Source organism: Glycocaulis alkaliphilus (assembly GCF_004000605.1).
Lineage (GTDB): Bacteria > Pseudomonadota > Alphaproteobacteria > Caulobacterales > Maricaulaceae > Glycocaulis > Glycocaulis alkaliphilus.
In genome coordinates this window covers 477128-492597 of record NZ_CP018911.1, presented here as the reverse complement: position 1 = coordinate 492597, position 15470 = coordinate 477128, and the positions used below count along the sequence as shown (strand labels likewise).

The window sequence follows — 15470 nt, the reverse complement described above, 5'->3', positions numbered from 1 at the left end:
TTGGCAAGCCGCCTAAACCCGCAACTCCCCGCTTTCGATGGCGGCGCGGATCTCGGCGGTCAGCGGCACATAGGCCTTCTGTTCGGGGTGATCGATATAGAGCGGTTCGGAGATTTTCGCCGGATCCCACCCTTCGGCCACCAGATCGGTCTTCTTCAGCTTGAACGTGCCAGTCGTGTGCTCTGACGGGTCTTCCTGGTGGATGCGCACAAAGAGCGGGCGGGCATAGGCCGGCAGCTCCTTGGTCACATGCGCATGAACGGTGGCGAGATCGAAATCCTTGTTCACCACCAGAGCGGCCATGCCGGCCTTACCGGGATAATCGGCCACCGGCACGCCATAGATATTGGCCTGCACGATGCCCGGCGCCATGCCCATGATCTCGGCCACTTCCGAGGTCGCCACATTCTCCGACTTCCAGCGGAAGGTGTCGCCCACCCGGTCGATGAAGTAGAAATAGCCTTGCTTGTCGCGCTTCATCAGATCGCCGGTGCGGAAATACAGATCGCCCTTCTTGAACACGTCGCGCAGGAGCTTCTTCTCGGTCGCTTCCTTGTCGCCATAGCCGTCAAAGCGGTAGCGGGCATCATCGGGGCGTATCTCGCCAATGGCCTCGCCCACCTCATCGGGGCCGCACGGAATGCAGCGCCCCCTGGCGTCGCGCACAGGCGCTTCGGAATCGAGATCAAACTTCACCAGCGCCGAGTTGAAGCGGCTTTTCAGATAGGGCGGCACGCGGCCAATGGCGCCGGGCTTGGAATCCAGGTTCAGGAAGCTGACATTGCCCTCCGTCGCGCCATAGAACTCCATGATGCGCTTGATGCCGGAGCGCTCGACAAAGCGCGGCCAGACATCGGGGCGCAGCCCGTTGCCGATGGCGATGCGGATCTTGTGCTTCTTCTCGTCCGGCGAAGGATCGGCGGCGACCAGGAAGCGGCACAACTCGCCGACATACATGAACATGGTCGCGCCATGCTCGGCGGCGTCCTTCCAGAAGGCGCTGGCGGAAAACTTGCGGCGCACGATCAGCGCCCCGCCCTTGGAGAGCGCGCAGCCCACACCGCAAAGCCCGCCCGTGGCGTGATAGAGCGGCAGCACCATCATCATGCGGTCTTTCGGCGAGGCGTTGGACGCCACCGCAAAGCCCTGCAGGTAGTAGAGCGAACGGGTGTGCGCCACGATCGCCGCCTTGGGCAGGCCGGTCGTGCCGGAGGTGTACATTTTCAGGCACGGATCCTTGGCCAGCAGGTGCGCGCGGTGCTCGCGGCCGGGGCGCTCGTCAGAGACGGCATTGAGCGCACCGGACAAATCCTGCCCGCCGGGCACGGACGCGGCATCACCATCATATATCCAGGGCGTGATCGGGCCGATGGCCTCGGCAGAGGCCGCATAGGCCGGGCTGAGCTCGCCCTCGATGATGGCATGGGCGGCCCCGGCGATATTCACCCCGTGGGCGAGCGCCTTGCCGGTCACCTGATTGTTCAGGAGCGCGGCAATCACCCCCACTTTCGACAGGCCGAACCAGAAGGCGATGTATTCCCAGCGATTGCCCATATAGAGCGCAACCGTGTCACCGGGCTTGATACCGCTGGCCAGCGCCCAGTTGGCAACCCGGTTCGCAAACGCATCAAACGCGCCATAGCTGATCGTGGAGCCGTCCTCGAGAATGAAGGCGGGGCGGGTTTTGTGCGCATCGACATTGCGCTCGATAAGGTCCGGCGTCAGATCGGTTGAATCCGGCGTGATCGACTTGAGCGTTTTCAGAAGCCGGATCAGCTCCTTGGTGTAGAAAATCTCACGCTGGATTGCGCTGAAAAAACCCATCTCGTCTGATCTCCCGCTAGCCGCCTCTTGCCGGGCGAAGCCGCGACAGTAAATGGCGCGGGGGACGGGTCAAGACAGCGGCGTGTACGCGATGCGGCAAAGCGCAGCAAGTGCAGCAAAACTGCACCCCCCCCTTACTGTCATAAAATAAAAACATGCATGCATCCGCGTGTCAGAAAGCTATTCGGTACTGTCCGGGGGGTTGTCGAGGGGAATTTTCTGGGGAGTGTATGGTTGACGCAAGACAATGGGGCCTGGCGTGAGGGGACGCCTGGCAGGTGGGGACTAGCGCTGCGGGCCTTGCGGCTGCGCAGTAATATGAAGCAGGAGGATGCCGCGAGCCGGCTGAAAGTCAGCCAGTCCTATATCTCGCGGCTGGAGAACGGGGTGATCGAGCCGTCATGCGAGATTACCACGCGCCTGCGCGAACTTCTGTGTAATCCGGTACACCGGCCCCTGGTGGACCAGCTGCGCACCATCGTGCGCCACGCACCACATTCAGTGGCATTGCTGGCATTGCGTGATGGCACTGTCCGCGTGATCGAAGCCAGTGCGCGCTACCGGCAGGCCGGACCGCCTTTTGAAGCTTATGTGCCAGACATGGAGACCGCCGATCCGCTGGGTCAGGCCGTGTCGGACATCGTTCGCGAAGTCCTCGCCTGCGGCGCGTTCGCGGGTGATGTCGCGTGCGTGGAGCAGGTCTGGCAGGCGCCCGTCGATGGCGAGAGACGCTGCTTTCATTCCGTGCAGACGCCGGTCTTCACCGGCGCTGAATGGCTGGTGCATTCGGCAACCGCCTCCATAAGCCCTGAAACCTACAACGCTTTCCTGGGCAGGAATGGCGGGCCGGAACGGGTGCATGATTTCCGGGCAGCGCGGGCGGAGTAAGCGCGCGAATTCGTTTATGCTTTTCTGTGAGACGAACACCGGCACCATTGACTGCGTCTGCCGCGCCGGGGGTGCAGCAGCGGCAGATTCAAGGATCGAAACCCATGTTTCTCACCCGCCTCGTCTATCACAGCGTTGCTGATTTCATGTCCGGATCGCGCAATGTATCCGATGAGATGGGCCGCATATTGTCAGCCGGCTTGCGCAATAGTCCGCCCGAAGGGCTGACCGGCGTGTTGGCCGTCGATGGCGACCGTTTCCTGCAAGTGCTGGAGGGATCGCGCCAGGCGGTGTCTGCCACGTTCCGGCGCATCGCGCGCGACAGCGCCCATCGCACGCTGGAGATCGTGTTTTGCGGGGAGGTGAACGAGCGCTACTTTGACGACTGGTCCCTTGCCATCCTGAATGAAGAGACCCTCCCGGCCGCAGAGGGCCGGGACGTGGATTATGGGCACATCACCGCCGATGGCCTCGTTGAGCGGGCAAGGCGGATACGCGAGACGGGGCTGATCGCGCGCAGGGACACGATGCACCCCGTCTCATCGTGAGCGGCCTTGCCGGCCTGCCTACCAGCGGGCCGCTTCCTCGCTGGAGCCGCTATCGCCTTCATCGCCCAGCGACATCTCGTGCCACATGGCGTTCAGGATGGCGAAGGAGCAGGCAAGGCCGATGCCGAGTACCCAGGCAAAATACCACATGGTTCAAACTCCTTTGATGGCGGGAACCAACGTGCCGGTTGCAAACGGCAGGGTTGGTTCCGGCATTGTTGTTGTCGCTTTTTCGAACCGCAAAACCGGTGCCCACTTTTGCTGAAAAAGCTCTAATAATAGTCGCCGCCGCCGGTCACTTCCTCGGTCGTCACCCGGCCCCACATCACCTTGAAGGCCCATGAGGTGTAGGCGAGGATGATGGGCAGGAAGATCGCGGTCGTGATCAGCATGATGAACAGGGTGAGCTGGCTCGATGAGCTGTTCCACACGGTCAGGCTGGCATTGGGCTGAATGCTCGACGGCAGGATGAAGGGGAACATGGACAGGCCCGCCGTCGAGATGATCCCGAAGGTGGAGAGCTTCGATCCGATAAAGGTGATGCTCTCCGAGTTCAGCTTCAGGCCCGCCAGCGCCGCAAACGCCCCGCCAAAGCCCAGCACGGGTGCCAGGATCATCCAGGGATGGGCGGCATAATTGGACAGCCACGCGCCTGCCGCCGCCACCGTTTCGGTGCGCAACGGGTTGGACGGGCCTGCCGGGTTCACATCGCCCACTTGGGCAAAGCCGTAAGGGCCATAGGCCATGACCAGGCCGCCGCCGGCAAAGAGCACGATCGAGAGAACCGCGAAGATGGGGGCAAAGGTCCGCGCGCGGTCCCGCACCGGGCCATATTCGGCCTTCATCGACAGCCAGGCCGCGCCATGCAGGCCCATCATCGTCACCGAGAGCAGTCCGCACAGGATCGCGAACGGATTGAGGAGGTCAAAGAACGACCCGTCCCAGAAGGCGCGCAGATCATCGTCCAGCCGGAAGGGCAGGCCCACCAGCACATTGCCGACCGCCACGCCGAACAGGAGCGCGGGCACAAAGCCGCCGGTAAAGAGCGCCCAGTCCCACATGGCCCGCCAGCGCGGATCTTCCCGCTTGGAGCGGTATTTGAAGCCGACAGGGCGCAGTATCAGCGCGGCCAGCAGCACGAACATCGCCAGATAGAGGCCAGAGAACGAGACTGCATAGACCATCGGCCAGGCGGCAAAGATCGCCCCGCCACCCAGGATGAACCAGACCTGGTTTCCTTCCCAGGTCGGGCCGACCGTGTTGATCGCAACCCGGCGTTCAGCATCGGTCTTGGCCACGAAGGGCAACAGGCCGGCCACGCCAAAGTCAAACCCGTCCGTCGCGGCAAAGCCGATCAGGAGGACGCCCAGCAATCCCCACCAGAGGACGCGCAGGACTTCATAAGAAATCGGGATTTCCATCTTGCGGTTCTCCTATTCGGCCGGAATGGGGGTCATGCCGTCATCGGCAATCGCGGGCTTGTGGGTGGGGCGTTGCTTCATGTCTCCGCCCTTGCCCGCATAGGGGCCCTTGCGGATGAAGTGCAGCATCAGCAACACCTCGACCACGGCCAGCGCACCATAGAGCGCGGTGAAGCCGGCAATGGTCATCCATATCTGCGTGGCATTGAGGCTGGAGACGCCAAGGAAGGTCGGCAGCATGCCCTCGATGATCCAGGGCTGGCGGCCATATTCGGCCAGCAGCCATCCCAGCTCCGCCGCGATCCAGGGAAGCGGCAGGGAGAACAGCGCCACCCACAGGAACCAGCGCGTCTCGTGTTTTCGCATCGTGCAGAGCACAAAGGCGGTGCCGAAGAGAAGGATCATGTAGAAGCCGATCCCCGCCATGAAGCGGAAGGACCAGAACATGACCGGCACGTCGGGTATCGTGTCGAACGCAGCCTGCCTTATCTGGTCGGGCGTCGCGTCCCGCGGGTCTGCCATATAGCGCTGCAGGAGCAGGCCATAGCCGAGGTCGAACTTGGTCTCCTCAAACTGCGTGCGCGCTTCAATATCATTCTCGTCGGCACGCAGTCTTTGCAGGGCGTCATAGGCGCGTATGCCGTTCTCCACGCGCGTCTCGGCGATGGCGACGAGGGGCAGAATGCCCTGCACCTCCTGATCGAGCGAGCGCGTGGCGATAAGGCCCAGAACCCAGGGCATGTCGACGGCAAAATGCGTGGTCTGGTTTTCCACGTCCGGGAAGCCAACCAGCGTCAATGGTGCGGGCGCGTCATGCGTCTCCCACATCGCTTCAAGGGCGGCGAGCTTCATGCGCTGGTTGTGGGTGAGCGCGTAGCCGCTCTCATCGCCCAGCACCACGACCGAGAGCGAGCCCATCAGGCCGAAGGCGGCCGCGACCGTCATGGAGCGCTTGGCAAAGCTGCGATGGCGGCGCTGCAGGAGGAACCAGGCCGAGATCGCCAGCACGAAGAGCGCGCCGGTGACATAGCCGGCCGCCACCGTGTGGACGAATTTGGCCTGCGCCACCGGATTGAAGAGCACGGCCATGAAGTCGACGACTTCCATGCGCATGGTCTCCGGATTGAATTCGGAGCCCACCGGGTTCTGCATCCAGCCATTGGCGATGAGGATCCACAGCGCGGAGAGATTGGTGCCGATGGCCATGAACCAGGTGACGGCCAGGTGCGCCTGCTTGCTCATCCGGTCCCAGCCGAAGAAGAACAGGCCCACGAGCGTCGCCTCGAGGAAGAAGGCCATCAGGCCTTCAATCGCCAGCGGCGCGCCGAACACATCGCCCACATAGTGGGAGTAGTAGGACCAGTTCATGCCGAACTGGAACTCCATCGTGATGCCGGTGGAGACGCCGAGGGCGAAATTGATGCCGAACAGCGCGCCCCAGAATTTCGTCATGTCCTTCCAGACCTGACGGCCGGTCATGACATAGACGCTCTCCATGATGGCGAGCATGAAGGCCAGGCCCAGCGTGAGCGGCACGAACAGGAAATGGTACATGGCTGTCAGCGCAAACTGCCAGCGTGATAGGTCGGCAACTTCCATGTCGATCATGGAAAAACTCCCCGCAGCGATAGGTGCAAACCAGCACAGGCAATACCCATAACTGATTTGCGGACTTTTATCCCTATGCACGTTCAGGTTTTTTGTGGATAGCGCGCATTCTGACGCAGGGCAGGGTGACGCAGGGGGGAGCGGCCGCGCTTACCGCTTCTCGTCATGCCCGCGCAGGCGGGCATCCAGAGATCGTAGAGCGAGGACAGCGCCAAGTGGCTCTGGGTTCCCGCCTGCGCGGGAACGACGACGGATGACAATCTTCGACGCGCAGGCGACTATTCGCGGAACATCGCGGGCGCGGCCTGTCCCCGCCAAGGCGGGGAATGCGTTGCGGAATCAAAAAGGACTGGGTTCCAGATAGCCCTTCGGGCTTCTGGAATGACGAGGTGAAAAGCGTGTGGAGCAAAAAGATGGACCCCGGCTCGGAGGCCGGGGACCCGGTTGTGTTACCGTTACGATAATTCTGCCAGATTGGGCGCTGATCTCTCTACCGCGGTCCCGGCCCCCGAGCCGGGACCCATAAAGCGGGGAAGCCGGAGAAGCCGGGGCCCGGTCTTTTTCTGGATCCTTAGCTTGCGCCGGGAAAACGCGAGGCCGGTAGCATCAGAGATGCCCACGCGAAGACCCCTCTCCCTCGTCATTCCGGGCTAACCCCGGACTTGATCCGGGGGAGACCCGGAATCCAGCCGGCGCACAGCGCCGCAAGCGCGACTCTTCGCGGAACATCGCAACGCGGAAGCATTGCGGAATCAAAAAGGACTGGGTTCCAGATAGCCCTTCGGGCTTCTGGAATGACGAGGTGAAAAGGGTGTGGAGCAAAAAGATGGACCCCGGCTCGGAGGCCGGGGACCCGGTTGAGAGGCATGCGCATCGACCGGCGCCGCCAGCTAATCGCCGGACATAAGAAACCGCGGTCCCGGCCCCCGAGCCGGGACCCATAAAGCGGGGAAGCCGGACAAGCCGGGGCCCACACTTTTCGTTTTCCCGACTCCTGCCCTCTTGCCTTCCTACCCCTCCTGCCTTCCTACCCCTCCTGCCCTTCTGCCCTCCCTACCCTCCTGCCCCGCCTACCCCTCCTGCCTTCCTGCCTTCCTGCCCAACCATTCCCGCGCTTCGCGCGTCCGTGCCACTGTGTTAATATGATATGCAAGAAAGAGAGGCGGGATGGCAGCTTCGGCCAGGTGATGACGGCCCGCTACGGCGCCGAACCTCTCACCCCCCTCTGGCAATTCGCGCGCCCTGCGTTAGACAAAGGCCCCTGAGACGCTGCGCCGCAGGGCGCGGGCCACCGATATGCGCTTTTAACGAGGCCGATGAGCAATCCTGCCCTCACACCTGAAGACCGGCGCGCGCTGGGCGGCCTTCTCTCCGCATGGGGGAAGGCCGGGCGCGGGCCGTCCATGCTGGCGAGCGCGTGCGGCATTGCGCAATACGGCCTCTTTATCGGCTTTGCGGGCTTTGCCGCCAGCGCGATAGCGAGCCTCGTCAATGGCGAGGATTTTCTTATGCCTGCGCTTGTCGCTGCCCTGTTTGCGCTCGTGCGTGCAGGCGCTCAAGCCCTGGAGACGCGCGCAGGGTTTGAGGCGGCCGCGCGGGTGAAGGCCCATGTGCGGGGCGAAGCCGCCCGCGCGCTCGCCGCCAAAGGCCCCGCCTTCACCGAGCGGCTGGAGACCGGCGCAGCCGGCTCTGCCCTGACCGACGCGGTGGAAAAGCTGGAAGGGTATTTCGGGCGCTACCGCCCGCTCATGCCGGTGATCGCGGGCGCGCCTATCCTGATGGTCGCCGCCGCCTTCACCCAGAGCTGGGTGGTGGGCATGCTGTTCATCATCACCGCGCCCCTGCTGCCGCTTTTCATGGCGATTGTCGGCGGCGCGGCGGCAGCGGCCAGCAAGGACCAGATCGCGGTGCTCGCCCGCCTCGCCGGGCGCTTCAATGACCGGCTACAATCTCTCGCCTTGCTGAATGCGTTCAACGCCGCGCCGCGCGAGCGCGAGGGGCTCGCCGCCGCATCGGAAGATTTCCGCCAGCGCACGATGAAAGTGCTCCGGCTTGCCTTCCTCTCCTCGGCGATTCTGGAATTTTTCGCGGCCCTCTCGGTCGCCGCCATCGCGGTCTATGTCGGCTTCTCGCTGCTGGGGGAGATGCCCTTCGATACGGGCGAAACTGTCACCCTGCGCGAGGGGCTGTTCGTCCTTATCCTGGCACCGGAATTTTACATGCCGCTGCGGCGTTTATCCGCCGCCTATCATGACCGCGCCGACGCCGAAGCCGCCGCCAGTACTATAAAACCCCTGCTGGAATACCCGAAATCGGGTGTTTCCATAGTACCATCGACCCCCTTTCATACCTCACCCTCTCTGGACCTATCGGGAGTCTCATGCACTTACGAAGGTGGGCGCAAGGGTTTGAATCCCATCACGCTTTCCATTCCGTCCGGGAAGATCAGTGTTTTGTGGGGTCCGTCGGGTTCGGGCAAGTCCACACTGCTTAAAATCCTGATGGGTTTTGCGCCTTTATCCTCCGGCGAGGTGCGGATAGACGGCGAGGCGATGGAGGCCCCGCTCGCCGGACGCGCTGGCTGGATTGGCCAGAACCCGCGCCTGTTTCATGGGAGCTTGCGGGATAATATCACCCTGCATGACGGCTCTATCCCGGCAGAGATGATCGAGCGCGCGGTGGCAGAGGCCGGCGTCGCGGACTTCCTTATCCACCTGTCGGACGGCCTCGACACCCCCCTTGGCGAACGCGGATTTGGCTTGTCCGGCGGGCAGATACAAAGGGTAGCTCTTGCGCGGGCGCTGGCCCGTGACATGAAACTTGTCCTCATGGACGAGCCCACCGCCCATCTTGATGGCGAGGCAGAGGCCCGCTTCCTGGAAGCGCTTCTCTCCAACAAAAATGGGCGGACAATCCTCATCGCTACCCACAGCCCGGCCGTGCGCGCGATTGCCGATGAGGTGTTCGAGATCGCCGATCTGCAGGAGGGCGGAGCGCCATGAAAACGCTCGCCTTTTTCCTCTCCCTTGCCCGGCCTGACCGCTGGTGGCTGCGTGCAGGCGCTGTGCTCGCCATCCTCACTCTGCTCGCCGGAATCGGGCTTTTATCCCTGTCGGGCTGGTTCATAACCGCCGCCGCTATCGCCGGTGCGGCGGGGCTGGGGCGCAGTTTCAACTATCTTTTTGCATCGGGCGGTGTGCGCGGATTTGCCATGGCGCGTACCCTCGGGAGATATGCCGAGCGGCTGGCCACGCATGAGGCGACTTTCCGCATCCTGGCGCGCCTGCGCCTGTGGGTGTTTGACCGGGCCGCACCGCTAGTCCCTGCAGGGCTGGGCGGCTTGCGCGCAGGCGATCTGCTCTCGCGCGTGACCGGCGATGTCGATGCGCTCGACGGGCTCTATCTGCGCCTCGTAACCCCGGCGCTATCCGCGCTTTTTGGCGCGCTGGCGGTGGTGCTTATCCTCGCATTCACGGCCCCGGCGGCGATATTGCCCGTGATCGGGCTTTTTATCCTGTCGGGTCTGGGCCTGCCTCTCCTCGCGGCAAAACTGGGCCAATCCGCCGGGGAAAGTGTCACCCAGTCTGCCTCCGATACGCGTTCAGAAGCCGCTGACCTGATCGCCGGCATGGCCGAGCTCAAAGCCTATGGCGCTGAAACCGCAGTGCTTTCGCGCCTCGATGCGGCCAGCGATAGCTGGATCTCCGGCCAGCGCCGCCTTGCCGGACTGGCGCTGATGAATACGGCCGTACTCGCCTTTGCGGGTCCCGCCAGCTTCGTGGCCGGTTTCCTCAGTGCGGCCGCAGCGGGCGCATCGCCGCCTTTGGCTGCATTGGCCGGGTTTATTGCCTTCGGATTGTTCGAGGCTGCGGCCCCGCTTGTCCTCGCCGGGGAGCAGTATGGCCGCACGCTCTCTGCCGCCAAGCGCCTGAAAGCGCTCGATGATCTGCGTCCTGCAATGGAGGAGCCGCAAGCGCCCCTCCCCCTGCCGGATGGCCATGATGTGGTGTTCAGCTCGGTCGGATTTACCTATCCCGGCGGCCAGTCCCGCCCCGCCCTGCAAGATGTCAGCTTCGCCCTGCCCGAAGGCGGGCGGCTGGCCCTTGTGGGCGCTTCGGGGTCTGGAAAGTCCAGTATTATCCGTTTGCTGATGGGCTTTTATGCTCCGGATAGTGGGGATATTCGTCTCGGCGGGACGGACTTGGCTGCCCTTGGCCCGGCGCGGACAAGGCAGCGTCTATCCCTCGTCGATCAGCGCGCCGATCTGCTGTCCACCACGGTGCGGGCAAACCTTCTGCTGGCCCGGCCCGACGCGACAGAAAGCCAGCTCTGGCAAGCGCTTGAGCAGGCAAGGGCCGCCGATTTCGTGCGCGCTCTGCCCGATGGATTGCTGACCTGGATTGGCGAGGAGGGGCGGCTCGTATCCGGCGGACAGGCAAGGCGCATCGCGCTCGCCCGCGCCTTCCTGCGTGATGCGCCCGTCATGCTGCTTGATGAGCCGACCGAAGGGCTGGACAGCCGGACAGAGGCCGAATTCCTCGACGCGCTTGATGCCTGGCTGGATGCAGACAAGCGACGATCTGTCCTCATCGTCACCCACCGCCCAGCCCTGCTGGCGCGGGCGCGCGAGGTGCTGGTGATGGAGCATGCCCGCATCGCGCAGACCGGCAGCGTGGACGCGCTGACGGCTGAAGACGGAGCCTTCAACCGCCTGTTTGCAAAGCGGCTTTAGGCGCTAATCATTACGCCAGAACATCCACCAGGGATCGGGTTCGGGCTGGTGAATGCCCAGCCATTCGCGCACCTGCAATATGGCCGGAGACATCCGCTCCCAGGCCGGCACCTGGCCGATTATCCACGCATCCGCCGCCGGCCAGAACACCGCGAGCAGGAAGGCGCCAAGGAAAATCGTGACCACAATGGTCAGGATAGGCTTGAACACATCCCCGATAAATCTGAACAGACCGCCCATAAGGACCTCCCCCTGTCTATCTCTCCACCCTAACCGTTTCCTGGCTGAATGGGGAGTGAAAGCCGGAAAACTCCGCGCGCTTTGCCTTGGCCCGGCCGCCCTGCTAGCGTCCCGCGCTGATCCGCCGACCCGCCAAGCTGCGTAGAAAGCCTTATGACCCAGACGCTTGCCGCTCCCAGCCCTGCGCCCTTCACCGATCCGGACATCACCGCGAAGGGCGAAACCCGTGCGAGCGTGGCGTTTGACAGATTGCAGACGCTCTGGGTGCTGACCGGCACTTTATGCAACATCGCCTGCACCCACTGCTATATCGAAAGCTCGCCGGATAATGACCGGCTTGTCTATATCAGCCCGGACGAGCTGGAGCCCTATCTGGACGAGGTGGACGCGCTGGTCCCGGGGCCCATCGAGATAGGTTTTACCGGGGGAGAACCCTTCCTCAATCCCCATATGGCGGGGCTTGCCGAAGCGGCGCTGAAACGCGGGCATCGCGTCCTCATTCTCTCCAACGCCATGCGGCCCATGATGCGCCCGCGCGTGCAGGCCGGATTGCTGGATTTGCAGGCCCGCTATCCGGGGCAGATAACCCTTCGCATCAGCCTCGATCACTATACATCAGACGTGCATGATGCAGAGCGCGGAGCGGGTGGTTTTGCCGGGACGCTTGAGGGCATTAACTGGCTGAGCAAAAACAGGTTCCTGCTGGCGCTGGCAGGCCGCCAGATGACCGATGAAACCATGGCAGAGGCACGCGCGGGCTATGCCGCCCTGATCGCGGCGCACGGATGGGATATAGATGCGGCCAATCCGGCTGAGATGGTGATCTTCCCGGAGATGGACCCGGCGGGTTCACCGCCTGAAATCACCGTCGATTGCTGGGGCATCCTCAACAAAAATCCGGCCGATATCATGTGCGCGTCCAGCCGGATGATTATCAAGCGCCGGGGGGCGCAAAAGCCAGCTGTCGTCGCCTGCACCCTCCTGCCCTATGACCCGCAATTTGAGCTGGCCGGGACCCTCGCAGAGAGCCTGAAACCGGTGAAGCTGAACCATAGATTCTGCGCGCAATTCTGCGTGCTCGGCGGAGCGAGCTGTTCAGCCTAGGGCGCCTTAAGCCTTGAAATGCTTGCCGAGTTTCAGGCCCTGCCCCTGATAGTTGGAGCCGTTCGCGCCATAGGCCGAACCGATTTTTCCTGCCATCGGCTCATGGACCAGACGGGCCACGGCCTGACCGTGTTCCAGGATGAAGGGCACGTCGCGCCCCCTTACCTCCAGCACGGCTTTTGCCGGTGCGCCAAGGCCGAAACCCGGATCGAAAAACCCGGCATAATGGGCGCGAAACTCCCCTATTTCCGGCGCAATCGGCGCCATCTCGGCAGCGTCTTCGAGCGGAATCTCCACCGCTTCGCGTGAAGCCAGTATGTAGAACTCCCCCGGATCGAGCACGATCTGTCCACGTGGCGCGTATAGCGGTTCCCAGAAATCGAGCGCCGCATGCGCGCCAATCCGGCTTAGGTCGACCAGCGGGCTGTGGCGCTTGGCCCGCCAGCCGACAGGCGCATTGCCCGCCGCCTGCAGATCCACGCTAAGCACCTGGGAAAGCCCGGCTTTGAGCGCACCCCGGCGCAGCCGCACCTGCACCAGACGGTCGCCCGGACGGGCCAGGATGGAGAAGGTGCGCGGGGATATTTCCACCCAGAGCGGACCGGAATAGCCGGCGGGAAGCTGGTCGAACGCGGCCGCATTATTCCCGATGACACGGGTAAAGACATCCAGCCGGCCGGTGGAGCTTTTCGGGTTCATCGCCGCGCTCAAATCGCCCGGAAGTGAGAGGCTTTCCATCAGGGGGACAAGATAGACGCAGCCCGTCTCCAGCACCGCCCCGCCCGTCAGCTCGATCTCGTGCATGACAAGGCCGGAGGCAAGACAGTCATCCACGGTCCGGCCGGGGCCGGGCAGGAAGCTCGCCCGCAGGCGGTAAGCCCTTGTTCCAAGGCGCAGATCAAGGCTTGCAGGCTGTATCTGGCCATCCTCTATGCCCGGCGCGGCAATGGCTCCGGAGGAGACCAAAGCAGCTAGGTCGAGATCGGTCAGGATACCGGGCTTGGACATGGGAAAGACGCGACTCACAAAGAGGGATAGAGGGCGCACCGTTCCGCATGGCGGCAGGGTTTGCAATGGCACTGGCAGGCATACCTGCGCGAAACCTCTTGAGCAGCAGCACCAAGACGTGTCTCATCCTGTGCAGAGGAGTTTTACACCGCCATGTATATGCTGGAGACCGAAGGCGTTATCATCCGTGTCGAGCCGGATTATCTGGAAACAGAATCCGAGCCGGACGAGAACCGCTATATCTGGTCCTACACTGTAGAGATTGAAAATTCAGGCAGCGCGCCGGTGCAGCTGATGACGCGCGAATGGCGGATAACCGATGCCAAGGGCCGCACCCGCGTGGTCAAGGGCGAGGGCGTGATCGGGGAGAAGCCGGTTATCGCCCCGGGAGAGTGCTTCCGCTATACATCAGGCGCGCCCCTGCCCACGCCGTCGGGTTTCATGAGCGGCCAGTATGAAATGCGCCGGGCGGACGGAGCCGTATTCAATGCCGCCATTCCCTCCTTTGCGCTCGACAGCCCCTTCATGCCGGCCACGCTGCACTAGGCCGGAAGGCTGATAGCGTGAGCATCTATACCCGCACCGTGATCTTTATTCTGGGCGTGCTGCTGGCGGCGCTGGGCGGTGCCATGCTGGTGCCCGCCATTATCGATCTCCATGTCGATGCGGAATCTGCCCATGCCTTTTTCGGTTCGGCGGTGCTGTGCGGATTTACCGGCGGCATCATGACGCTGATGGGCCGCGGCGACGGGTTCGACCTTGATGCCCGAGGCGCGATCCTGGTCACGTCCGGCTCTTGGATTGTGCTGGGTCTGGCGGCCGCTATCCCGCTGCATCTGGCCGGTATCGGCATGAGCTGGACCGACGCCATCTTCGAGTCCGTCTCCGGCATCACCACAACCGGCGCGACGGTGCTGACCGGCTTGCAGGACCTGCCCGCAGGCGTGCTGATCTGGCGGGCCATACTGCAATGGATTGGCGGGATCGGGATCATCGTCACGGCGATGGCTATCTGGCCGGTACTGGGCATTGGCGGCATGCAGCTCTTCCGGCTGGAAAGCTCTGACAAGGTGGACAAGGCCCTGCCGCGCGCGGGCGAGATCGCGGGCGCTGTCGGTCTGATCTATCTGGTGCTGAGCTTTGCCTGCTTCATCGCCTATGGCTTTGCCGGGATGAACGCGTTCGATGCGGCGGCCCACGCCATGACAACGGTGGCGACGGGCGGGTTTTCAACCAGCGACGCCTCGATCGGCGGGTGGGCACACGAGGGTGCGGATCTGGTAGCGCTGGTCTTCATGCTGCTCTCGGCCCTGCCCTTTCTGGTGTTTCTGCGCGCGGTGCAGGGGCGCCCGGACCGGATTATTACCGATCCGCAAGTGCGCGCCTTTCTGGCGATTGCATTCATCTCCTGTGCGGGCCTGACCTTGCTCCTGCTGGCGAATGATGTGGACACTGGCGAGCTACCCGCCTGGCGCGTGGCAGCTGTAAATGCGGTCTCGGTGATGACCGGCACCGGCTATGGCAGCGCCGATTTCGCCCAGTGGGGCACCATGCCGGTCATGGTCTTCTTCATTCTCTTTTTCGTGGGCGGGTGCGCAGGCTCCAGCTCCTGTTCGATCAAGATATTCCGCCACCAGATTGCCGCTTCGGCCATGCTCACCTATCTGCATCGCTATGCCCGCCCGCGCGCGGTGCGCTCCGTCCATTACGACGGCAAGCCGGTGCCCGAAGCGACCGTGCGTTCGGTGCTGGGCTTTGTGTTTCTGTTTTTCGGGGCGTTTGCGGTATCGGCAGTGCTGTTATCGCTGATCGGGCTGGACCCGGTGACGGCGCTGTCAGGCGCGGCCACGACAATAGCCAATGTCGGCCCCGGTCTTGGCGACATAATCGGCCCGGCGGGCACATTCCAGCCTTTGCCGGATGCTGCCAAATGGGTGATGAGCTTCACCATGCTGGTGGGACGGCTGGAGGTGCTGACCATGCTGGCCCTGTTCACGCCTGCCTTCTGGCGCGGGTGAGCAATATGTCTGGACACAGCGGGCAGAAGGTATAAAACGCGCGCCGCTTGCCGGGGCATAACCGGCGTTGCAACGGAGT

At 63.2% G+C, this 15470-nt stretch carries 13 protein-coding genes; 7 read left to right on the top strand and 6 right to left on the bottom strand.

What is annotated here, in order from left to right; translation table 11 throughout:
• Positions 1-12: 12 nt before the first annotated feature.
• Positions 13-1824 (bottom strand): long-chain-acyl-CoA synthetase, encoded by a 1812-nt coding sequence (locus X907_RS02370; RefSeq protein ID WP_127565458.1) that lies wholly within the window; start codon positions 1822-1824, stop codon positions 13-15.
• Positions 1825-1983: 159 nt separating this feature from the next.
• Between X907_RS02370 and X907_RS02365 the strand changes: the two genes are divergently transcribed.
• Positions 1984-2712 (top strand): helix-turn-helix domain-containing protein, encoded by a 729-nt coding sequence (locus X907_RS02365; RefSeq protein WP_127565457.1) that lies wholly within the window; start codon positions 1984-1986, stop codon positions 2710-2712.
• A 104-nt stretch (positions 2713-2816) separates the two neighbouring features.
• Complete coding sequence (locus X907_RS02360) at positions 2817-3260, top strand: BLUF domain-containing protein (protein ID WP_127565456.1); 444 nt, start codon at positions 2817-2819, stop codon at positions 3258-3260.
• A gap of 18 nt (positions 3261-3278) precedes the next feature.
• On the opposite strand, the gene cydX is transcribed toward X907_RS02360, so the two are convergent.
• From cydX to X907_RS02345, 3 genes are all read right to left on the bottom strand, one after another.
• The gene (gene cydX, locus X907_RS02355) at positions 3279-3410 is read right to left on the bottom strand and encodes a cytochrome bd-I oxidase subunit CydX (RefSeq protein ID WP_127565455.1); all 132 of its coding nucleotides are present in this window, start codon (positions 3408-3410) and stop codon (positions 3279-3281) included.
• 122 nt (positions 3411-3532) lie between these two features.
• Positions 3533-4681 (bottom strand): cytochrome d ubiquinol oxidase subunit II, encoded by a 1149-nt coding sequence (gene cydB, locus X907_RS02350; protein WP_127565454.1) that lies wholly within the window; start codon positions 4679-4681, stop codon positions 3533-3535.
• Positions 4682-4693: 12 nt separating this feature from the next.
• A complete protein-coding gene (locus tag X907_RS02345) occupies positions 4694-6289 on the bottom strand; it encodes a cytochrome ubiquinol oxidase subunit I (RefSeq protein WP_127565453.1) in 1596 nt (531 codons plus the stop codon).
• A 1316-nt stretch (positions 6290-7605) separates the two neighbouring features.
• On the opposite strand from X907_RS02345, the gene cydD reads away from it, so the two are divergent.
• The gene (cydD, locus tag X907_RS02340) at positions 7606-9291 is read left to right on the top strand and encodes a thiol reductant ABC exporter subunit CydD (protein ID WP_127565452.1); all 1686 of its coding nucleotides are present in this window, start codon (positions 7606-7608) and stop codon (positions 9289-9291) included.
• The gene (gene cydC / locus X907_RS02335) at positions 9288-11021 is read left to right on the top strand and encodes a thiol reductant ABC exporter subunit CydC (RefSeq protein ID WP_127565451.1); all 1734 of its coding nucleotides are present in this window, start codon (positions 9288-9290) and stop codon (positions 11019-11021) included. The genes cydD and cydC overlap by 4 nt, the downstream gene beginning before the upstream one ends.
• A gap of 3 nt (positions 11022-11024) precedes the next feature.
• On the opposite strand, the gene X907_RS02330 is transcribed toward cydC, so the two are convergent.
• Positions 11025-11261 (bottom strand): hypothetical protein, encoded by a 237-nt coding sequence (locus tag X907_RS02330; protein WP_127565450.1) that lies wholly within the window; start codon positions 11259-11261, stop codon positions 11025-11027.
• 153 nt (positions 11262-11414) lie between these two features.
• Between X907_RS02330 and X907_RS02325 the strand changes: the two genes are divergently transcribed.
• Positions 11415-12365, top strand: coding sequence for a radical SAM protein (locus X907_RS02325; protein WP_127565449.1), 951 nt, complete (start codon positions 11415-11417; stop codon positions 12363-12365).
• Between the two features lie 6 nt (positions 12366-12371).
• On the opposite strand, the gene X907_RS02320 is transcribed toward X907_RS02325, so the two are convergent.
• Positions 12372-13373: a 2'-deoxycytidine 5'-triphosphate deaminase gene (locus X907_RS02320; protein WP_127565448.1), complete on the bottom strand. Its 1002-nt coding sequence runs from the start codon at positions 13371-13373 to the stop codon at positions 12372-12374.
• Positions 13374-13526: 153 nt separating this feature from the next.
• On the opposite strand from X907_RS02320, the gene apaG reads away from it, so the two are divergent.
• Positions 13527-13919, top strand: coding sequence for a Co2+/Mg2+ efflux protein ApaG (gene apaG / locus X907_RS02315; protein ID WP_127565447.1), 393 nt, complete (start codon positions 13527-13529; stop codon positions 13917-13919).
• A gap of 17 nt (positions 13920-13936) precedes the next feature.
• Positions 13937-15391, top strand: a complete 1455-nt coding sequence (locus X907_RS02310) for a TrkH family potassium uptake protein (RefSeq protein ID WP_127565446.1) — start codon at positions 13937-13939, stop codon at positions 15389-15391.
• The last annotated feature ends 79 nt before the right edge of the window (positions 15392-15470 follow it).